A 21,960-nucleotide genomic window follows, 5' to 3' on the forward strand; every position below is an offset into this window, starting at 1 on the left:
ACGGGAGGGAATAAGGATGATTGATCAACAATATTTAGATCGATTCGGAGAGGATCGCTATAAGCAAACATTGTCTGTTGCACAAGTTGATGATGAACCGCTGTTTCAAAATCATTTAGATGTGATTGACATGAAATTTTTGAAGGAGCTTGGTAAAAGTGATGGCTGGAGTTCCATTATTTACGATCTCTATTATTTTTTAGAGATGATTCAACGGATAGATTTTTTCAGCAAATACTATTTCCATTCTTTTTCTCCCAAAGCTAGAAATATAGATAGTCTCAAATTGGTATTCGTTCATCAAACGCATATGTTTGTATACAAAGCATTAACAGACAAAATTTATGTATATCACCAAGAATATTTTAAAGGATTGAATGCTGAAAGAGACTATCTCGTCATCGTAAATGACAATCGTCAGCTCCAAAAATATTATGGTGAGTTTTCTATAATGCTAAGTTTATTGAATACAGGTCATTATCTTTATAATCTTGACTATGTTTTAAATGGTCATCACGTTCGTCACCGTAAACTAACAACCGCATCGCTTGAAAAGCCTGTTGAATTTGTCACTATTCCGCTTGTATTGGAAATAGCCTTAGACCAAGAATATCATTTGAGTACAACAGATATAAAAGCGCAACCGGAGACAGAATTTTTCAGGAGAAGAGTATCGGAGCAGAATATTAGTGGCGATGCAGTAGTTAAAAAGTTGATGTCAGCCAATACACACCATCACATAGTGCAGGAGGTCCAAGCAGCTGTGCAGGACTATCCTGGAATAGGGTTGTGGACGTTTATTGATAATATTACTGATGTCAAAAGTGGCTTTTATCGGATTGGAGAAACGTGTGAATTTATTCAACCGAAAGGCAAACTTATGTATACGAAGATGTTGCAAGAATATCAAGATTTCACTAATTTGGAAGGCATGTATTATTGGCTATTTTTTACCTTTGAGAAATCAGGTCAGGATTATGATGATATTTTTTTAAGGATGGGTCATTTTGCACAGCATTTATCTATAATTGCTGCGAAGTATGGATTGGCTGCTCGAGGGATTAAAAATTATAATGACAAAATAATAAAAGAGAAATTCAATTTAGAGAACAATGAACAGCTTGGCTACTCATTAAATCTTTTTAAGAGCTGGAACACAAGTCACAGTATATTTCTAAAATAAAGGAGGACCTTATGTGGGTATCTAAACATTTATTCATTCATGATTATGTTTTAATTGAAGAATTTTTAAAAGACTGTTTATTGCCATATTTAGATAGAGAAAAAGTTCGATATTTTTTCATTCGTTATTGGGATGGTGGCCCCCATATCCGATTGAGATACCAAATAGCACAAGACGCAGCAGAAAAAATTGAAAAAGATTTGGAGCACTTATTGGAGAGCTTTCATCTAAAGCATAGTAGTCATTCATTTCAAGCTATTTCCTATGATGAGGCAATCGTTCAGACAGAAGGCATCGTACCAACTGCTCCGTATCCGAACTTTTCTATTCAGGCAATCGAGTATGTACCAGAGCTAAACCGTTATGGGGGCGAGGCAGCAATGGCGCTGTCTGAAGAATTATTTGTCCACTCTTCAAAATTTGCTGGACAAATTATTCAAAAGCTTAATCGAACTCAGCGTTATGTGTTAGCGATTGACCTCATGTACAACTGTACAAAAATTGCTCAAGAATTAGGATATATTGAGAAGCATGAGACAATGTTTCATGCGTATCGTGAAATATGGACTCAATTTTCTCAAAATAAGACCCCAGAGCAAATATATAAAGTGATTAACAACAGAATTGATCAATTGAAAAATGGAGAACTTGCCATTGAATTCTATCAGCCCTATCTGAAGGTTTTTAAATCTATGCTAGCTCAAATAAAGTTATGTCAAACGACAATGGAGCCAAAGTACGCCTTTTATATTGTCATTTCTCATCTCCATATGTTGAATAATCGATTAGGGGTATCTCCGGAATATGAATTCATTTTTTCAGATGCTTTTCTTAAAGCTGGATGATTTCTTAAAAAGGAGGAAATGCATGTGTGGAACTTTAAAGGGGAGCGGAATATAGAGAAAAAATTCATTGATTATCATATGATGTCCATCAATGAACCTGAATTCACCAATACTCAAGTATATGCGCATAGACCGAGAGAGTTGCAGGAAAATGGCCATTATCCGTTAATTGATTTAGATTATACGATTGACGATAATAATATATTTGAAAAAACATTAGGGACGAGATATTCGGCAAGGGAACCATTCAAGACGAATGTAAAGGTCGATAAAAAGGTAATGGCACAATTTACTCAATTGGCCATGATTGGTGGTGAAAAAGAAAATCGTACATACCCTTCTGGGGGGGGACAGTACTATGTTAACATTTATTTTTTATTCAACGAGCAATTGGTAGACGTTGATTTGATAGAGCAGGGGAATATTATGCTGCTGAATAGTGATACTCAAAAATTATTGGTTAAACAATACGTGCCGTGGGATGAAATGAGTAAAGCGTTTATCCAAAAGTATTTGGCAAATACCGCTCAGTTCGCAGTTGCTTTGAGCTGTGATATGTCCGGGATCTCAGGAAAGTATACAGATATCTCCTATAAATTGGTTCAACAGGAGGCCGGACATATTGGACAGAATATTCAGTTGGTAGCGAATTACTTAGGGTTGGAAAGTGTACCACTTGGCGGTTTTTATGATATTGAGCTATCAAAACTTTTGAGTGATAACCAAACATCCTTGTATGCGTTTCTTATAGGATAGAAAGGAGTGGAGGTTGAATATGTATTGCTTAAAATTGAAATATCAAGTAAAAAAAATGAACGATTTCTTTATGATCCAGGATTGTATAACATTAGAAACAGTCATGGCCTTTAAAGTTAAAGATATCGAGGTTAATAGATTAAAAGAGATTATTTATCATGGAATCGATGAAACAATGGACTGCTCAGAAAATAAGCTTGGAAAACAGCTTTTGGAAAAGGACCCTACATTGTTTATCTCCTATGAAAAACAAAAATCCAGAGATCTATTGAATCTAGTGAGAAGCTATACAGAATTTTTTACCCCTTATTTCATTTCTACAGAAGCTATTGTAGAGTACTTGATTTTTGCAGAAAAAATTATTGATACAGGGAAAATCTTTAACATTCAAGTGATGCTAGAAGATAAATTCCCAAATGTTCAAGAGTTTCTGGAAAAATCACCGTTTGTACAAACAATCTATGATGAAAACCCGCAGGACAATATTGATTTGCTAATTGGAACACAAAAGAAAATTGCAGAAATCAATCAAGTTGAATCCTTTGCAAAGTATATACTGGCACTGAGCTGTCAGGAAAATAGTTTAGAGATTGGTCCATTAATCAATACAGCGAAGTTTGAAATTCCTAAGTTTTCAATAGAAGGTGAGCTGAATGCAGCCATCATGCATCATGAAGAGTTATTGATGTGTTTCTTCTTAGAAAGAATTCTATTTATTCAGTTATTTAATTTATATAATAAAATGCGACAAAATGAATTTTTCCCCACTAGAAACAAAGTCTGTATTAATCGAATGGATCTTCAAGGATATAGTGAAGTGGTTACGCTGTATCCCAAATATTTGGTTGAGTTTGTCGTATGAAAAATTTCATAATTGTAAGGAAAATACTCGTAACTGTGTATTTTCCTCTTTTTTTTTTGCATATATGTAATCAGAGTAGTAAGTTACTAAATATTTAAAAAAATGCTAGAAAAGCAAGATATACTATTATTGTAAAGAAAAACAAGGAGGGGATAATAATGGAAATGCTGCTAAAGGGATTTAGGGAAGACGTGTTGGCAGAATATATGGTTAGGAAATTAAAAGAAAGACAAGAACTGACCAGAATTCAAGAATTGAAGTGTAAATTGGGTATTGAAGTCTGCCTCATTAATCTTGGGAAGGCCGTTCCTGTCTATTTGACTGCATTTTTACTTCATTCAGTGTGGCTAACATTTATTTTTCACAGTGCTTATTTATTAGTACGGGTCTATGCTAGAGGTATTCATGCTCAAAAAAGCAGTACCTGCACGTTGATAAGCATTTTCCTTTTCGGAATACTACCGATCATCATACGAGATATTTCCATATCAGAATCGATGTTCTGGATAGCTATTCTAGCTGTATATATCTGTCTTTATAAATATGCCCCTCAAGATACAGACAAGAACCGTGTTAATGATAAAGCGTTGAGAGTAAAACTGAGAAACAGAGCCATTATTGGCTATTCGATTTGTGTAGCAGTAATGGTTAGTACAAGCTCACAACTAGTCATCAATCAAGTATTCTTTGGAAGTCTACTAGCTGTATGTTGTATTCTTCCATTAACATATAAATTATTGAAAAAATAAGGGAGGAAGAAGAAAATGAAAAAAATTCAAAATATGTTTGCAGAAGGTCTAACAAAACTGTTTGTTGCAGTAGGCGGGCTAAGTGTTCATAATTTCTGTGTATTGTATTCATTTGAACCAACAATTCCAGAAGAACTAAAAAAGTAAATTATATGTGAAATACTAGATTTTCGCTAAAAATTCTAAATTTTGCTAATTTGGTTTTCTATAGTATAATATTCATACTAGATTCCTATAGAGAGATGAGGATTAGCGTGTGATTCTATTAGCTATAGTTCAAGTCGCCATTCAGTGTATTTTAGTAGCTTTTGTCATAGGGAAACGTTTTATTCGAAAGGAAAATATTATTGCAGTTATACTGTTTAGTATAATCATGGGTGGGCTATATCCGTATCTAGATATTTTTGGCTCGCTCTTAATATTTGCGTTTGTTCTTGGTATGTTTAAGTATACATATCTAAAGTGGATACCTGCACTGTACTACGCATCAACAATAATGATTGGTATGATTCTCATTGATCATATAACAACTTTCATTTTGGGAAAAGTTTTAGATATTGATACAATCTCCTCAGCAACAAACGAAATCATTTTTTCAGCCGTATTACTACATCAATTTATCACACTCATCATTGGTATTATATTTATAAAACTTTGGAAAAAGATTACTTTCAGAGTTTTTGAGAAGGATGCAGAAGATAGGATTACAAAACAAATTTTAGCTTTCTTGGGTCTTTTTACATATACAATTTATTTTACAATGATTGTTTATGTACGATTAACAGGAAATCAAAATACGCTAGTATTGATGAATACGCTGTACTTATTTATTTATTTCGTCATTTTTGCTGTCAGTTTGTCGTTCCTAGTATATACCTTCAGAAAGCAGTTAGAGATGAGGGAGAAGGAAATTGAGCTAAACAGTATACAAATGTACACGGAACAGCTGGAAAAAAACTATTATGAAATGCGAACTTTTCGCCATGATTATATCAATATCCTATCTTCTATGTCCGAATATATTAACAATCGTGATATGAATGCTTTAGAGAACTATTTTAATGATAATATTATGCGTGTCAGTCAAGAGATTCGTGATAATGATTTTAAAATGAGAGGATTGTCTGAAATTAAAATTCCAGAAGTAAAAGGTTTGGTTTCCTCCAAACTGATTACCGCACAAGAAAAGGGGATAGATGTGGTTTTTGAATGCCCTAACGAAATTCATTATTTGAATATGGACAGTGTACTATTGTGCCGCTGTATTGGAATTATTTTAGACAATGCCATTGAAGCAGCTGAAGAGGCGGAGAAGGGTATCATACGAGTAGGGTTTGTTGAGCTCGAACAATCCGTGTCCTTTGTAGTTTGGAATACGTTTAGTGATACCGGACATAAACTTTTTCAATATTTCGAAAAAGGATTCTCGACAAAAGGTGAAAATCGAGGGTTGGGGCTGAACAGCCTGAAGAAGATGGTTGATCAAGAAAATATGACACAGTTGGATACAGTTATCGAGGATGGCTTTTTTAAGCAGGAAATTGTAATTTTAAAGTGAGGGATTGAGATGATTGATGTTTTTATCTGCGAAGATCAAAAGGAACAAAGAGAAAAGATAGCCAGATATGTTTCAAATTATATAATGATTGAAAATCTGGATATGCAACTGGTCCTAACGACCGCGGATCCAGAAGAATTATTACACTATATAAATGAGAGTAAACGATCTGGTTTATATTTTCTTGATATCGACCTGAATCATGAGATGAATGGTATTACACTTGGCGCGGAAATCAGAAAAGTGGATCCAATAGGCGATATAGTTTTTGTCACAACGCACTCAGAACTTACTTATTTAAATTTCATTTATAAAGTAGCAGCGATGGATTTTATTATTAAAGATGATGTTGATTCAATACAAAGTAAGGTTATTAGCTGTTTAAAGGTGACAAATGAAAGAAAGCAAGTGACGAATAAGACATCCAATAAAAAATTCGTTCAAAGAATTGCAGATAAAATTATTAGTGTTAATTTTGATGAAATTATGTTTTTTGAATCCTCTCCATTACATAAAGTTGTTTTACATTTGGAGAATCGTCAAGTGGAGTTTTACGGGAAACTGAAAGACGTAGAAAAAGAGTATGAAAGTTTCATTCGTTGCCATAATTCCTTTGTAGTAAATATCGACAATATTCAGGAAGTGGATTTTAAAAAGAAAGAAATATTAATGAAAAACGGAGAAATTTGTTATGGGTCGGCACGAATGATTAAGGCTGTACAGAAAAAATTAGAAATGAATGTTATCGAATAAAAGTATGTTTATTAAAATGGATGAATTTAACGGAAATAGAAAAGGTAGAATCATTACTTAAAATATCCGGAAAATGCTAGTTAAAAAACTAACATTTGCCGGATATTTTTATGCCAACATTTGCGTTAATTAGTAATGATTATACGAATTGTCTATTATGATACCTAACAACTTGACAGAAGTTTAAATGGGGAGTACTATACATTGGTCGCGAAAAAAGCTATCGTGGCGTAACATTATTTTAAATGCAATGCAATACTTATAATATAAGTTAATAGACATCAAGATTAAATTCAATAAGTACAAGGTAGGTGCAAGAAATGAGAAATTTATTAAGTAAAAAAGACGACCTATTGAACAACTTTTTTGGAATATATGTAGTAGCTGTTTTAATGTTATGGATTAAAACATATATCTCTCAACAAACACAATTTGACCTAGGTGTAGAAGGAGTAATTCAACAATTCCTTTTACTATTAAATCCACTTGGTTCAGCCATGCTATTTTTAGGATTTTCATTTATCTTTAGAGGAAAACGAAAATATACATCACTTGTTGTAGTGTACACGCTGATGTCCATTCTTTTGTATGCTAATATTGTTTATTACCGATTTTTTAGTGATTTCATTACATTGCCAACACTTTCTCAAACGCAGAACTTTGGTGATTTAGGTGGTAGTGTTCTTTCTTTATTAAAACCATATGATATCTTGTTCTTCGTTGATGTATTCGTAATGTTCTACCTACGATTCTCAAAAAGAATTCAAAAAGATACGAAACGTTTTGGCTATAAAAAAGCAATGGCGATCATTACATGTGCATTAGCTATTTCAATCCTTAATTTAGGGTTAGCTGAGGCTAGTCGTCCGCAGCTATTAACAAGAGGTTTTGATAGAAACTATATTGTGAAATATTTAGGCATGTATAACTATACGATCTATGATTCAGTAGAAACAATGAAAGCATCTTCACAAAGAGCTTTAGCGGATAGTAGTGATATTACAGAAGTGATTAACTATACTAAAGCCAACTATGCAAAGCCTAATGCTGATTATTTTGGGAAAGCAAAAGGAATGAACGTGATCTATTTGCATTTAGAATCATTCCAAAACTTTCTTATCGACTATAAATTAAACGGTGAAGAAGTTACACCATTTTTAAACTCATTAGCAAAAGATAAAAATACATTGTATTTTGATAATTTCTTCCATCAAACTGGACAAGGTAAAACGTCCGATGCAGAATTTATGCTAGAAAATTCGTTATTTGGGTTACCGCAAGGTTCAGCTTATATTACAAAAGCACAAAATACGTACCAGGCAGCTCCTAGTATTTTAAAAGATTATGGTTATACATCGGCTGTATTCCATGGCAATAACGGAAGCTTCTGGAACAGAAACGTGATTTATAAATCCTTTGGTTTTGATAAGTTCTATGATGCTAGTTATTATAATACGGGCACTTCAGGTGATATGGCTGAGTATGGATTATTAGATAAACCATTCTTTGAACAATCACAAAATCTTTTAAGTTCTTTACCACAACCGTTTTATACAAAATTAATTACGGTTGGGAATCACTACCCATATAAAATGAATCAAGACTTAGTAACAATCGATAAAGCAAATACAGGCGATGCAAGTGTTGATAATTATTTCCAAACTGCTCGTTATGCAGATGAAGCAATCGAACAAGTTTTCCAACAATTAAAAGAATCAGGTTTATATGATCATTCGATGATTGTTCTATATGGCGACCATTATGGTATTTCAGATAATCATAACGCAGCCATGAGTCAAGTAATTGGAAAAGATATTACACCATATGAAAGTGCTAATTTACAACGCGTTCCATTATTCATCCATGTTCCGGGTATGGAGGGTGGTACTAACCATACGTATGGTGGTCAAACAGACCTTCTTCCAACGTTATTACATTTACTAGGAATTGATACGCAACAATTTGTTCAGTTTGGATCTGACCTATTGTCAGAAGAGCACCATGAAATTGTGCCATTTAGAAACGGTGATTTTGTCAGCCCAAAAATCTATTCAGTGAATGAAAAATTTTATGATAATGAAACAGGTTTACCACTAGATGATAGTCAATTAGAGTCTGCGAAAACAATTAAGAATGAAGTAGATCTTAAATTGCAACTATCTGATAAAGTCGTGAATGGTGACTTATTGAGATTCTATAAGCCAACAGGGTATACGCCAGTTGATCCTTCTCAATATAATTACTCCAAAGAAGACGATGTAGAATCGAATTAATGGTAATCCTTTGCTAGGCAGGTTAAGAAAATGAGTAAGGTATCAAGGAGAGTATGTTTGAGTGCTCAGATGATACCTTCCCATTAGCTTGACCTGTTTTTTTATACCTGATGATTCAGCACTAAATAAAATAAATAAGGTAAACCTTACAGCCACTACGGTTGTAAGGTTTACCTTATTTATTTTTTTGTAGGAAAGATGCTGTGAGTTTAATGCAACAAGCGAGTATTAGCAATAATAACGCGGAAATTGTGAGGAAATGGAGGAAAACTATTCATATATGAAGAAGTAGTAAAGGGCTATTATATTATTTTCAAGAGGGGGATTTTTTTGCAATTATTGTTTAAATATAATTGGGTGGTCAGAGAAGATTGGTTCCGTTGGTGTGAAGAGTTGAGTGAAGAAGAACTTTTAGAAAATAGAACAGGTGGTATGGGTAATATCCTACATACACTCTTCCACATAGTGGATGTAGAGTGGAGTTGGATACGTGTATTACAAGGTAAAGAGGATTTTCAGGAAAATTTTGATGACTATAGAAGCCTTGAAAAAGTTCGAAAATTAACAGAAGAGTTTCATTTAGAAGTAGCAAGCTTTGTAAACAAATGGGATGCTAGTATGGAAGAGCGTTTACTTCATCTTCCATTAGAGGATGGAACAATCGAGACGCATACATGGGGTGAAATCATTCGCCATACTATTGCACATGAAATTCACCATATAGGACAATTATCAATTTGGGCTAGGGAGATTGGGAAAAAGCCAGTATCTGCAAACCTAATTAGACGAGGTCTTTCCTCAGCATTCGTGGATTCGGTAGATGCACTTCAAGCAGACTCAAAATAAAAAGCCACTCAGATGAGAGGCAATTGTCTTTGAATGGCTGAATAGACCAGTGATAAACCTCTCTCTTTAGGGGGAGGTTTATTTTTATGCAATTCGTTCCGTATCCATTACAGAATGGGTGCCAAAATATAATCTAATAAATACTAGCTGTTCATCTTACGAATATATGCTAATTGTCCAATATGGTAGGCATTATGAGTGGTGGCATTGGAAATGATAGCCCACCATTCGGCCTTCACTGGATAACCATTTACATCAGATAGTAGTTGCTCCTCTTCAAGAAGTTCCTGCCACTGAAGTAGCGTTTTTAACAATTTGTCCTTTAGCTCCAAGAAAGTGACCTCATCGCTAAGAAGAAAGGTATCATCATTGCTTTTAACTTGTGGACTGGCTTGGACATGATTTTCCTTGTATCTGATTTGCCAAGTTTCATTCCAATAAATGAGATGTTGGACAATTTCAGCGATACTATGACTGGATTCATCAGGTTTCCAAAATGCATCTTCCTCAGACAGTCCTTCAACTACTTCATGAAATGACATATACCAGCTACGATCATTTGCATTTGCTAGAAGCTGATCTAATAAAATAGTTTTAGCATCCATCATTCACGTTCCATCTCCTTCCTAGTATACTTCTTACTAGTTTATCATGTTAATGACTGGCCTGAAAACAATACATCAATACGAGCTATATCTGTACAAAACATTCGCATAAAAGAATTTTGATTACGATAGGCGAATTGTTATAATAAAAAATGCACTTATTACACAGCTAAAAAAGGGTTTGGAGGAAAAAAATGAAAAAAGAGCAAATTATAGCAAAATCTATTTGTGTATTTAGAAAAGAAGAGGCAATACTTGTCTGTGAAGGCTTTGATGAAGTAAAGGGGACATTTTATTATCGACCAATAGGCGGAAAAATTGAATTTGGTGAAACGAGTTCGGAAGCGGTAAGGCGAGAAATATTGGAAGAAATCGCAGCGAGTATTACTAACTTAAAGTATGTAGGTACCATCGAGAATATATTTACATATAATGGTGATAATGGGCATGAAATAGTGTTTGTCCATGAAGCCGAATTTATTGACATATCCTTTTATGAAAATGCTTCTTTTTGGGGGCAAGAAGATAATGGCATACGCTTTAAATTGCTGTGGAAGCCCATTAATGACTTCTCAAATAATAAATGTAATTTAGTTCCGGATGGATTATTTGAATTGCTCTAGCTTTTACGTAATGACTTGTATAAGTATCATAAGAAAACTAAGTTTAATGGGGTGAGGACATGAGTAAAACTAGGCTATTTGTGATATTCTTATTATTTGCATTTGTAGGCTTATTTGCAGCCGGTTTTTATTCTATTAATCATGTACAAGTTGAAAGCACCTATCTACTTGAAGAGCAAAATATTGTCGAAAAGAACGGCCAATATTATTTGTTAATTGATGACCGAGAGTTGATTTTATCAAAGAACTTTTACGAAAGAATACAATTAGAAAAGTATAATGAATATAAAATTAATTATGTATATAATCGTTTAATCAATAACGATGGTGAAGTTGTGAAGCTTAAAAGATATGGTGAACAGCCATGGGGAAAATAACAAAGTGTTTTGAATGGTCAGCGTTAATTTTCATTGATATGGTTCACGACATTAAGATAGATCTGCAATTAATCTACCGACGCCTCTAAACAACCAAAAAATTAATCTGAATGGCAATAAAATCAGCTCTGGTATCCAACTAAGCACATCTAGAAATAATTCAAATAGGGAGTACTTATTATGTCCTTTGCTTTTTCTCGTTTTTCTTTTCTTACTTTGCCACCATTCATTCATAAAACAAACCCCGTTTCTCAAAATTCAGTCGAATCATATAACTTTTATTAAATAAATTTACGTTCAAGATTGGATTTAGTTTCATTATTTTATAATAGCCAGTTACTCATGACTATTCGAGTAACTGGCTATTTTTTTAATCCATGGGGTTAAGGAAATTATAATGGTATATAAAGCTTAATAATATGATCATGATTGTTCATAGCTGCTAGATCATCCCATTGTTCGATATCAAATGGTCGCGGGGTTACATAGTTATGGTCTTCTAACCAATCATTCATAGCCATATAGGTACTATCGATATTTTTCTCAGGTCCTTGGTGCTTAAATACTAAAAATTCACCGTTAGGAATGGTATGTGTAATCATAGCGTTTGGCACAAATGAAAAATCACTTACTTCCACTGCTACAATATGTGTATAAGGGGTGTCAGGTGTCCATTCTTCATCATCATATACTTGGATAAGAATAATGCTATTATCTACCCTATTTTTGATGAAAGGAAGGTGAATTAGTAATTGTTCTCGTAGATTTTTTACAATGTTTAATTGAATGTCCTCGTTTAGACTGGCCTTAGTAGAAAATCCTATGAAATTCATCTTTTGTTTATGGACCTTTTCAACATCTTTTAATAACATTTACTCACTAACCTTTCTATTTAGAATATCCTAGCAAAAGCTTGTTGGAATATGGTCAAATATTCCATAGACAATTAATCTAGCACTTTCCTTTTTGTCATAATGAGTATTATCCCCCATGTTAAATATAGAATACAAGCCATTATAATGCTATCCAATAATACCGATATAGAGGTCGGGGCCCACACCCTAATAAAGGTCCAATTTAAACCGCCAAGTAATACTTCTGGCGCCATAAAAATCACTGTTATCAGGATGGCAACGAGTAATGAATGGACCATTAATAAAATTATTTTCTTTGGAGTTAACTTAGTCAATTGGCGTCTTTTTTTATAAATGTTGGTGGCCGTTTTGATTAAAAGATAGCAAAGGATTAGACAGATTCCTATTATAATTATACTTAATATCGTGACGATTTTATCTAGCTTTTGATAGCTATTAGCCTGTTGGGGAGCTGTCGTTTTACCTTCCCACAAATCCATGATTCCTTGGCCGATAGCAGTTGTCGAGCTTGTATTCATATTGGCTAAAATTGCAACCCCTATTTGCTCATCAGGCTGCATCATGAAATACGATGTAAACGTTGGATTTTCTCCAGCATGGTAAATGTAGGGCTTGTTTTCATTGTCAACCACTGCCCAACCAGTAGCATAATAAGTATTTGTATCAAAAGGTTCTACAGAGTGGTCAGGGGTATGGGATTCTTTAATGGTGTTAGCGTCAATCGAATAAATGTCACTATTGCCTAACTGTAATTTCAACCATTTTGCAATATCATTTGCGTTACTGATGATATAGCCAGCAGGGATATTACCTCGGTAGATAGGGGCTGTAAAAGGTCGCTCCTTCATAAGCCCTATTTTATAACCCGAAGCCATATGGGGGGATTCTACTTGATGAATTCCTACAAACGATTCATACATACCGATAGGTTCTAGAATTTTATGTTTGACGTATTGATCATAGGGCATTTTGGATACTTGTTCAATGAGTAGTCCTAACACATCGTAATTAATCGTTGCATATTCAAAAGAGCTTCCTGGTTTTCGATTTAATGTTTGATGTAGTAATGTTTTGACCGTTTGTTCAAGGGCGTTTTTGTCTGTGCTTTCTGGAATTTGAACGATGGAATTAGAAGGAATCCCACTTGTATGCGACAGTAATTGCTGAATCGTTATAACTTCTTTTTTTCCATTATAGGTTAACGTTAGCCATGGGATATATGTTTGAATATCATCTGAACGTTTCAGTACTCCCTTTTTTTCCAATTGGAGAATGGCAAGGCCAGTAAAGGCTTTAGATGTGGAGCCTAGCTCAAAAAGAGTATTTGAAGTGACGGGTGTCTTTGACTTCGTATCTGCATACCCAAATCCTTTTTGATAGACGGTTACCCCTTTATCAACAATAATTACTGAAAGACCAGGGATTTTACTAAGGGCTTGTTGTTCCTCAATAAAGTGTTCGATTTTGCGGATTTTTTCTTCGGATGTTGCATGTGCGAATTGTGGGAACATCGTACAAAATACTAGCATTACAGCAATCATCACAGATTTTTTAATAAATAGTGTCATGCTCATTTCTCCTTAACAGATAAATTACTTGTTACAACAAGGATTACTATATCAAGCAATTTATGGTCCAACTATCGATTAACATGACTATTCCATGGAGTACATGACAATTTTGTCATATAAGAGAAAAGGGCTACTCCTATAATAAATAGGAGAGCCCTAATAATATTATTTTGTCTGTTCTGGAAGTAAATCGTTCCCGTGAATGATTAACTTCGATGCCGAAATCAAAATGTCTCTATTTGCCAAATAATAGGGATCTAAAATTTTATAAAAGGCTTCCCATTGGGCAGCAGCCTTTTCATCTTCACCTTTTTGATCTAAGGCATTTGCTTCCTCATAGAACTGTTTTAATTTTGTGTAATCCGATTCGCTAATGTCAAATTCGATATCTGACATATATTCTTCAAAGGAAATTGGCTTATAATATGAATTAATAACTTCGTAGAATTGATCCCATAGCTTGATGGAAAGCTCTTCGTTTTTATCTTTATCGGCTTTTTGAGCTTCCTCATAAATCGCCTTTAGTTTTACGAGATCCTCCTTTGTTATGTCTAAATCCATATCAGCCATATACTGCTCAAACGTTAGTGGAGGATATAGCTCTTGGAAGTATGCCTCTAAAATAGTAAAGATTTTATCTATTTTTTCTTGTGCCTCATCTGATTTATCTTCTTTAGTGAATTTTACCCAATCATCATAAAGTGCTTTAAGCTGTTCTTTATCTTGTTTTTTGATGACGATGTTTTGCTCAGCAAATCCAGCTTCATTAATGAATTCTTCAAAAGGCTCAGGCTGCCAATTTGCCAACTCATATGGTCTTGTAATTTTATTCATGGCCTGATAAACTCGATCCATTTCTTCATAATTCTCTTCTTTTTCTGCTTTTTTCATGTCATTGAAGAGCTTCTCTAATTGAACTAACTCTTCTTTAGTGACTTCTTTAGGTAAGCTTTTTTTATACACATTAAAAGTATAGAAATCTGAGTAATCTTCTACAATGCTTCCTTCAACAGCGATTTCCTGTCCTTCTACTAGCTTCAATTGTTCGATTTGCTTGTCAGAGAATTTGTGTAAGCCAATAAAATAATTTTTGCCGTCAGTCCCTTTAATAGAAAGGCCATCGCCATCAAAGTACTTAATGGTACCTTTTATCTTTTGTTCTACTTGTATAGTGACTTGTTTAGTTGTATCCACTGATGTTGCACCAGCTTGAAGCGGGGTCATTACGGCCATTCCTAGTGTTAATGCGGAAGCTAAAATCCAAGTTTTCTTAAAAGGTTTTTTCATCTTTATCCATTCTCCTTTAGGTTAACTTCTGTTACCAATTATTAGACGTTTTACCAAAAGAAAAAGTTTTATCTTCTTTAAAAAAATATAAAAAAGAATATGGTAAGGCAAAAAAGGCATCCTTTTTAAGGGAATGCCTTTTTTATAATGCAATAAGGGTAAACCATTGATTTTCACTAAGCGGTCAAGCTATAGCACTACAGCTATCGTGTGTGAACTTCTCGAAAGGCGTCCCTTATTTATATTTCATCCTGGAAATAAATTTTATAAAATTTTCGATTGGTTGCTTCATCATAGCCAACTTCAATCAGCTCATCTATTTGATCGATATGCTGAATATTGACTTGAATTTCAATATTGGAATCCAGCTTGATTTTGCGTTTATATTTCTTTTCAGCTTTTTCTAGTGCGCTGTCAGAAATAACGGTTTCATAAGGTTTGACTGAATTGACGAGGATATCCTTTTGGGTAGCATCCGCTTGCTCAAATACGGTGTCAATATAATGGTCAACTTGAAATGCCTCTTCATTTCTAAAATAATCTAACGTTTTATTTAAAAAGCCTAGCTTCTCTGTGTTCGAGTAATTCTCTTCTTTTAAAATGTACTTCTTGCATTCATGAAGCGCTAAATCAGTTTTATGGTAATGCTCATCTGCTGCTTTAATTTTTAAAAATCGTTCCTGCCAGTAGACGATATCCTCTTTTCGCTTCGTCTTTATAAATACAGCAGGCGGTTGCTCTTGTCCCATATCTACGATGATCGCCATATTATTAATTTTTTTTACATTAATGCCATCCACACCGTGAATGATCATTTTATTATTATCATTTTTGACATCTAAAAACATTTCTTTTTCATCAATTTTCACAATGGCAATGATCTTTTTAACCTCATTTAGTAGAAAACAATTTTCAAACAAGCCAATAAATAGCTCTCCGCTTTTAATATTTGGGTGCTGGGATACACTATGTAAGTGCTTCGCCATATTTTGAGATTGTTCAAGAAAGCTACTGTCCTGCTCGAATATTTTTTTGGAATAGGCAAAAACTTCATTTAGTGCAATATCTGTTTCATGGAAAAATTCATATTGCTGCTCCAGCTCTATTTTACTAAATGCAAGCTGTGTAAAGGCAGCCTCTAGCATGAGCTCTGGCTGTGTAAATTCCTCTTCTCCTAAAAGAAGTGTCGACTCGCTCAAAAAATGGATACTATAATGGGCTAATTTACTTTCATTAACTTCTAGCATATATGTCACCTTCTAATTTTTCATAGTAGCTAGTATACCATATCTTATTTTGTAGATTTCAATGATTCGAATAAATAAAAGGGGATAGAAAGGGCTGAGGAAAGCTCATGAATCATAAGGCAAAAATACATCTCAATGCAAGCACTTTGTTATGGAAAGATGTTGACGTTTAGAAGTTTAAAATAGGGCAGCTTAGATAATGATAAAAACATGTAGTAATTCTTTGTACGATTGTATTAAAGAGGGTGATCATTATGTGGGAAAAGATAATATCCTACATACCACATTGGCAAGTTTTTATGCAAGGTTTTTTAGCATTCATTATTCCATTTTTGATTTTCAAATTATTTAATGGCGTAATACTTGAAAAAAAGAAGAATGGCAAGATCGACTTGAAGGAATACACGAACCAAAAGGAAGTAGATCAGCCATCTAGTCAAGAAACAGTCGACCCGCTAACAGGTGATTTTAACAAAGATGTTGAACGAATAAAAAAAGAAATTGGGCATAATTGGGATGCCCACTTTAGAGAGTTTCACATAGGAAATACGGATATTCGTGCAGCCATCGTTTTTCTGGAAGGACTGGCAGATAAAATGCAAATTGAAGAGCATATTTTGACTTCGATTATGGAGCGTTTTTCGGACACATCTGCCTCTGATTTAACAGAAAAAGGAAATCTACAGAACCTCATGAAAAATAATATACCTATCGGTGATGTGCTAGAAGAATCAACGATGCAAGGAACAATCAGTAAAGTATTAACAGGATATACAGCTTTATTTGTAGATGGAATGCCTAATGCTTTATTACTTTGTACGATCAATGGCAAGACGCGAAATATTGAGGAGCCTATTTCAGAAGCGGTAGTTAGAGGGCCAAGAGTAGGCTTTACAGAAAGATTAAGTGACAATACAGCTCTTCTAAGACAGCAAGGTGAAAATCAGCAATTATCTATCATTCAGATGGCGGTGGGAGAGAGGGTAAAAAAGGAGCTAGTCATTGCCTATATGGATGAGATAGTAGATCCAGAGTTGGTGGAGGAGGTAAAAAAACGGATACAAACAATCGACCTTGATAACCTATTAGAATCGGGATATATAGAGCAATTAATTGAAGATAATTTTCTGAGCCCTTTTACACAAGTGCAGAACACGGAGCGTCCTGATCGAGTGTATGGGGCATTAATGGAGGGGCGAGTTGCCATTATATTAGATGGCACACCATTTGCTTTAATTGTACCAGTTACCATTAATATGCTACTACAATCGCCGGAAGATTATTATGAACGATGGTTTGCTAGTTCGCTTATTCGTCTTCTACGATACTTTGCAGCGGGGATTACTCTTTTTGGACCTTCCATGTATATCGCCTTTGTGTCGTTCCATCAGGGATTAATCCCAACTAAGCTAGCATTGTCCATGATGTCCACAAGGGAAGGAGTTCCATTCCCTGCGTTAATCGAGGCACTTATTATGGAGGTAGCAATCGAAATTTTACGAGAAGCTGGACTTCGCTTGCCCAAGCCGATAGGTCCCACAATGGGGATCGTCGGAGGTCTTGTTATTGGAGAAGCCGCCGTCCAAGCTGGAATTGTAAGTCCGATTATGGTGATCGTGGTTGCTTTAACCGCAATTTCATCCTTTGCCATCCCTCAATATAACGCTGGGATTACATTACGAATGCTCCGATTTGTGGCCATGTTTTTCGCTGCAATATTTGGTCTTTACGGGGTCATTTTATTTTTCCTGTTCCTGTGCACTCATTTAGTGAAGCTGAAAAGTTTTGGTGTTCCTTATGTTAGTCCGACTGTCCCATATAGAGCAGGGGATTGGAAAGATTTTATGGTACGTATGCCATTAATGATGATGAAACGCCGACCAAAATTATTACAGCCAAAAGATTCTGTTCGTAAAGGGGAAATACGAGGAAAGGAAGCTAGTAGCCATGATCACCAGTCCAAAAGATAAAATTACGACGTCCCAAACAATAGTCATTATTATTAATTATATACTTGCAACTGGCATCCTTACCTTGCCTCGTGCCTCGGTAGAGAAGGTGAAAACACCAGATGTATGGATTAGTGTTTTTTTAGGCGGTCTTGTTGCCATGATTGCAGGTGTAATTATCGTCAAACTAAGTCAACAATATCCAGACAAGACATTTTATCAATACAATCAAGATATTGTTGGGAAATGGCTAGGCTGGTTGATTAGTGCGCTTGTCATTACTTATTTCTTTACGATTTCTGCATTTGAGGTTCGAATCATGGCTGAAGTAACCTCCCTATTTTTATTGGAGGGAACACCCACATGGGCTATTATTCTGCCTTTCTTATGGGTGGGGATCTATTTGGTGAGTGGTGGGATAAATTCAATTGGTCGCTTATTCGAATTTATTTTTCCCATTACCTTTGTGATTTTTTTACTTGTCGCCTTTTTAAGCCTAGGAATCTTTGAGATCGATAATCTTCGACCTGTTTTAGGATTGGGAGTCGTTCCGGTATTGAAAGGAATCAAAACGGCGACATTAGCGTTTCTAGGCCCTGAGATTATGCTGCTCTTAGTGGCATTTATGTACCCATCTGATAAAAAGAAAGCAGTCAAAGTCGTCTTAGTAGGCATAGCGATTCCATTACTTTTTTATGTAATTACAGTGGTCATGGTGATAGGCGCTCTTTCCATCGAAGGGGTCATGACCAGAACATGGCCAACAATCGAACTCATGCGGAGTTTTGAAATTCCAGGATTAATTTTTGAGCGCTTTGAATCATTTTTACTTGTTATATGGATTATGCAAATCTTTGCTACGTTCACCATTACCTATTATGCTGCCGCTCTAGGATTATCTCAGCTTTTTAAGAAAAGCATGCACCCATTTCTATATGGGCTATTACCGATTATTTATATTATCGCGATGATTCCCAAAAATATTAATGACCTATTTATGTTTGGCGATAAAATCGGTCATGCTGCGTTATTTTTATTTGGTGTACTACCCATAACCTTACTCCTTATATCAAAACTGAAAGGCGATAAAACATGAAGAGACTCTATCGATATTTGCGTATTTCACTTATGGTAATGGTATCTCTCCTACTTACGGGCTGCTGGAGTAGTAAAGAGATAGAGGATTTAGGATTGATTGTTGGAACCTCATTAGATTTAGCAACAGGAGAGGCTACGACTGAGGAACAAACAGAGGCTAAATACGCTAATAGAACATTGCTTACCGTCACGAATCAATTGGTCACTTCTGAGACAACTGTTACTGGAATGAAAGATGGAACATTACGAGAAAAGGCATATAAAAACGTTTCTGAAACAGGGGATGTTGTTTTACCTACTTTACGAAATATGCTATTAAAGTCAGACAAACATTCATTTGCGGAGCATTCCAAGGTCACCATTATTGGTGAGGAACTGGCTAGCACCATTAACCTGCAACAATTGTTGGATTTTTTTCTAAGAGAGCTCGAAATACGACCAAGCGGACTTCTTCTTATTGCTCAGGGGCGGGCAAGTGATACGCTTGAAACGAATGAGCCAACGAAAATCCCTGCCTTTCAATTAGTTGAGATGATGGGGGGACATGAAAGAACAACTAAAATTTTGCCACCTATGACCATTGCGAAATTAGAAGGAAAATTATATTCGGATTCAAGCTTTTTATTACAAAATGTTATTTCAGAAGATGGAGAAGTAAAATTTGTAGGCGCTGCTGTCATTGATGGGAAAACTAAAAAGCTTCGAGGTTTTCTGAATGAAAGTGATTTAGAGGGTATTTCATGGATCACAGGGAAAGGTGAAGGAGGTTTAGTAAAGAGTTTTGATGAAGAATCGGGCTCACCTATCGTTTATGAAATCATATCTATGAAAAGTAAAATTGTACCAAAAGTAGATGGTGACCATATTTCTTTTACAGTAAAAATTCAATCTGAAGGAAGAATTGGCGAACATTGGGTACTATCAGATAAAGCATTTAATAATAAATTTTTAAAAAAAGCGGAGAAAACAATCGAGCAAGAAATTGAACGATTAGTCATGAAAACGTCGGAAAAGCTTCAACAGGAATATCAAACAGATGTTTCAGGATTCGGCAATAAATTAAGAATTAAGTATCCGAAAGAATGGGAAAAGATAAAAAAAGAGTGGGATGAGATATTTAGTGAGGTACCTATAAAATGTGAAGTGAACGTAACCATCAAGGATTATGGAACGTCGGGTGATTAATATGTTAATCACCTTATTTTTATTGATTCCTATATACTGGAATTAGGGAATGGGGATGATAGAATGCAATATATGATTCAACCAGTTGCTACAGTTAGCAATAGCCGGAAAACAATAAAGGATGATCATTGGGGAGAAATTATTTCAACCATTGAACTCTCAGAAAATTTGCATGAAGAGTCGTTGAAAGGATTAGAAGATTTTTCTCATATAGAAATCATTTTTTATTTTGATCAGGTTTCAGTCGATCAAATTCAGTATAAAGCAAGGCATCCAAGAAATAATCAAAGCTATCCAAAGGTCGGCATTTTCGCTCAAAGAGGGAAAAATAGACCCAATAAAATAGGCATTACGATGGTTGAATTGGTAGAGGTCAAACAGAGAACTTTGATTGTAAAAGGCCTTGATGCCATTGATGGGACGCCTATTATAGACATGAAGCCAGTGATGAAAGAATTCCTACCGAAAGGCGTTATTAAACAGCCAGCATGGTCAACGGATTTAATGAAAGCATATTGGGAATGAATGTAACTAATGTGATATGTGCTTATTTTTGATGCAGATGTTTAATTCAATAAGCTATAAAGGGGGAGTGTTCTATTCCCCCCTATTAAATAACTCCCTCTTGATATAAAATACTGATGGCATGGGTGCGATTTTTGGCCTGTAACTTTTTGATGGCGGATTTTACATATTGATTGATCGTTAATTCACTTAAATTCATAAAATCGGCCATTTCCTTCGTGCTATCTCCTAAAGCAATCTGTCTCATGACCTCTAATTCTCTTTTACTAAGTATACTTTCCTTTTTATGGTCTCTAGCTTGAATGATGAGCTGACCAATTACATTGCCAAAGGCTGTAAAGTCATCTAGTAGCTTCTCAGTTATTTCATCCATAGCTATTTGTGTACTGCAAATATAACCAAACACATAATGTCCAATAAAGATAGGAACAATTAAAAAAGCGTTGTTCTGAGAGGGGATAGAATATTTAATACTAATGTTTTTTAAATAGTCCATGCCCGTACAAAATTTAGCTTTTTTCTCAACGATAGCTGAATAAATAATAGGAAAGCTACGTATTTCCTCACGAATTTCTCCGATATGACTGCCACCCTCATCATTTAAAAAAATAATCCCTTCAGCGACAAAGCCGATCGGTGAATATCTTAATAAATAAGCATCCTTGATCGGAAAAGAATCTAGATATACCTGCAAAATGTGAATCAACAACTCTTCGTGATTGGAATAGTTTTGCACAGTGTCGAAACGTTTTTGAATGGTATAGAGATTGGACATGACCTATCCCCTTTTTTA

The 21,960-nt window shown here is 34.9% G+C and carries 22 protein-coding genes; 16 read left to right on the forward strand and 6 right to left on the reverse strand.

What is annotated here, in order from left to right; all coding sequences use genetic code 11:
* Nucleotides 1–16 precede the first annotated feature (16 nt).
* The 10 genes from AC07YC_RS20495 (at nt 17) to AC07YC_RS20540 (ending at nt 9,825) form a co-directional block, all read left to right on the forward strand.
* On the forward strand, nt 17–1,183 hold the full coding sequence (locus AC07YC_RS20495) for a hypothetical protein (RefSeq protein ID WP_494920297.1): 1,167 nt from the start codon (nt 17–19) through the stop codon (nt 1,181–1,183).
* A gap of 11 nt (nt 1,184–1,194) precedes the next feature.
* A complete protein-coding gene (locus AC07YC_RS20500; protein ID WP_494920298.1) occupies nt 1,195–2,028 on the forward strand; it encodes a thiopeptide-type bacteriocin biosynthesis protein in 834 nt (277 codons plus the stop codon).
* An 18-nt stretch (nt 2,029–2,046) separates the two neighbouring features.
* On the forward strand, nt 2,047–2,784 hold the full coding sequence (locus AC07YC_RS20505) for a SagB/ThcOx family dehydrogenase (RefSeq protein WP_494920299.1): 738 nt from the start codon (nt 2,047–2,049) through the stop codon (nt 2,782–2,784).
* Nucleotides 2,785–2,818: 34 nt separating this feature from the next.
* Entirely contained in the window at nt 2,819–3,646 is an 828-nt protein-coding gene (locus AC07YC_RS20510) for an ABC transporter permease (protein WP_494920300.1), read from the forward strand.
* Nucleotides 3,647–3,804: 158 nt separating this feature from the next.
* Complete coding sequence (locus AC07YC_RS20515) at nt 3,805–4,395, forward strand: accessory gene regulator AgrB (RefSeq protein WP_494920301.1); 591 nt, start codon at nt 3,805–3,807, stop codon at nt 4,393–4,395.
* A 15-nt stretch (nt 4,396–4,410) separates the two neighbouring features.
* Entirely contained in the window at nt 4,411–4,542 is a 132-nt protein-coding gene (locus tag AC07YC_RS20520) for a cyclic lactone autoinducer peptide (protein ID WP_008179416.1), read from the forward strand.
* A gap of 109 nt (nt 4,543–4,651) precedes the next feature.
* Nucleotides 4,652–5,953: a sensor histidine kinase gene (locus AC07YC_RS20525; RefSeq protein ID WP_336635477.1), complete on the forward strand. Its 1,302-nt coding sequence runs from the start codon at nt 4,652–4,654 to the stop codon at nt 5,951–5,953.
* A 9-nt stretch (nt 5,954–5,962) separates the two neighbouring features.
* Nucleotides 5,963–6,706 carry a LytR/AlgR family response regulator transcription factor gene (locus AC07YC_RS20530; protein WP_494920302.1) on the forward strand — a complete coding sequence of 248 codons (744 nt, stop codon included), beginning with the start codon at nt 5,963–5,965 and terminating at the stop codon, nt 6,704–6,706.
* Between the two features lie 320 nt (nt 6,707–7,026).
* A complete protein-coding gene (gene ltaS, locus AC07YC_RS20535; protein ID WP_336635479.1) occupies nt 7,027–8,979 on the forward strand; it encodes a lipoteichoic acid synthase in 1,953 nt (650 codons plus the stop codon).
* Between the two features lie 330 nt (nt 8,980–9,309).
* Entirely contained in the window at nt 9,310–9,825 is a 516-nt protein-coding gene (locus tag AC07YC_RS20540; RefSeq protein WP_494920303.1) for a DinB family protein, read from the forward strand.
* 143 nt (nt 9,826–9,968) lie between these two features.
* Here AC07YC_RS20540 and AC07YC_RS20545 read toward each other — a convergent pair whose 3' ends face one another.
* Nucleotides 9,969–10,433 carry a DinB family protein gene (locus tag AC07YC_RS20545; protein ID WP_494920304.1) on the reverse strand — a complete coding sequence of 155 codons (465 nt, stop codon included), beginning with the start codon at nt 10,431–10,433 and terminating at the stop codon, nt 9,969–9,971.
* A 191-nt stretch (nt 10,434–10,624) separates the two neighbouring features.
* Here AC07YC_RS20545 and AC07YC_RS20550 point away from each other — a divergent pair, with 191 nt between their 5' ends.
* Entirely contained in the window at nt 10,625–11,053 is a 429-nt protein-coding gene (locus tag AC07YC_RS20550; RefSeq protein WP_494920305.1) for an NUDIX hydrolase, read from the forward strand.
* 59 nt (nt 11,054–11,112) lie between these two features.
* Nucleotides 11,113–11,430, forward strand: a complete 318-nt coding sequence (locus AC07YC_RS20555; protein ID WP_494920306.1) for a hypothetical protein — start codon at nt 11,113–11,115, stop codon at nt 11,428–11,430.
* A gap of 392 nt (nt 11,431–11,822) precedes the next feature.
* Here the strand turns inward: AC07YC_RS20555 and AC07YC_RS20560 are convergent, their stop codons facing one another.
* The 4 genes from AC07YC_RS20560 to AC07YC_RS20575 form a co-directional block, all read right to left on the reverse strand.
* A complete protein-coding gene (locus AC07YC_RS20560; protein ID WP_494920307.1) occupies nt 11,823–12,302 on the reverse strand; it encodes a GyrI-like domain-containing protein in 480 nt (159 codons plus the stop codon).
* A 74-nt stretch (nt 12,303–12,376) separates the two neighbouring features.
* On the reverse strand, nt 12,377–13,873 hold the full coding sequence (locus AC07YC_RS20565; protein ID WP_494920308.1) for a serine hydrolase domain-containing protein: 1,497 nt from the start codon (nt 13,871–13,873) through the stop codon (nt 12,377–12,379).
* Nucleotides 13,874–14,041: 168 nt separating this feature from the next.
* Complete coding sequence (locus tag AC07YC_RS20570; RefSeq protein WP_494920309.1) at nt 14,042–15,163, reverse strand: hypothetical protein; 1,122 nt, start codon at nt 15,161–15,163, stop codon at nt 14,042–14,044.
* Nucleotides 15,164–15,402: 239 nt separating this feature from the next.
* Entirely contained in the window at nt 15,403–16,410 is a 1,008-nt protein-coding gene (locus AC07YC_RS20575; protein ID WP_494920310.1) for a nucleoid-associated protein, read from the reverse strand.
* Nucleotides 16,411–16,664: 254 nt separating this feature from the next.
* On the opposite strand from AC07YC_RS20575, the gene AC07YC_RS20580 reads away from it, so the two are divergent.
* The 4 genes from AC07YC_RS20580 (at nt 16,665) to tsaA (ending at nt 21,167) form a co-directional block, all read left to right on the forward strand.
* Nucleotides 16,665–18,380: a spore germination protein gene (locus AC07YC_RS20580; RefSeq protein WP_494920311.1), complete on the forward strand. Its 1,716-nt coding sequence runs from the start codon at nt 16,665–16,667 to the stop codon at nt 18,378–18,380.
* Nucleotides 18,358–19,455: a spore germination protein gene (locus AC07YC_RS20585; RefSeq protein WP_494920312.1), complete on the forward strand. Its 1,098-nt coding sequence runs from the start codon at nt 18,358–18,360 to the stop codon at nt 19,453–19,455. Before AC07YC_RS20580 ends, AC07YC_RS20585 begins: the two co-directional genes overlap by 23 nt.
* The gene (locus AC07YC_RS20590) at nt 19,452–20,642 is read left to right on the forward strand and encodes a Ger(x)C family spore germination protein (RefSeq protein ID WP_494920313.1); all 1,191 of its coding nucleotides are present in this window, start codon (nt 19,452–19,454) and stop codon (nt 20,640–20,642) included. The genes AC07YC_RS20585 and AC07YC_RS20590 overlap by 4 nt, the downstream gene beginning before the upstream one ends.
* Nucleotides 20,643–20,705: 63 nt before the next feature.
* Nucleotides 20,706–21,167 carry a tRNA (N6-threonylcarbamoyladenosine(37)-N6)-methyltransferase TrmO gene (gene tsaA, locus AC07YC_RS20595; RefSeq protein WP_494920314.1) on the forward strand — a complete coding sequence of 154 codons (462 nt, stop codon included), beginning with the start codon at nt 20,706–20,708 and terminating at the stop codon, nt 21,165–21,167.
* A gap of 85 nt (nt 21,168–21,252) precedes the next feature.
* Here tsaA and AC07YC_RS20600 read toward each other — a convergent pair whose 3' ends face one another.
* A complete protein-coding gene (locus AC07YC_RS20600; RefSeq protein WP_494920315.1) occupies nt 21,253–21,942 on the reverse strand; it encodes a response regulator transcription factor in 690 nt (229 codons plus the stop codon).
* Nucleotides 21,943–21,960 lie beyond the last annotated feature (18 nt).

This window comes from Lysinibacillus sp. GW247-5R2A (assembly GCF_059424475.1).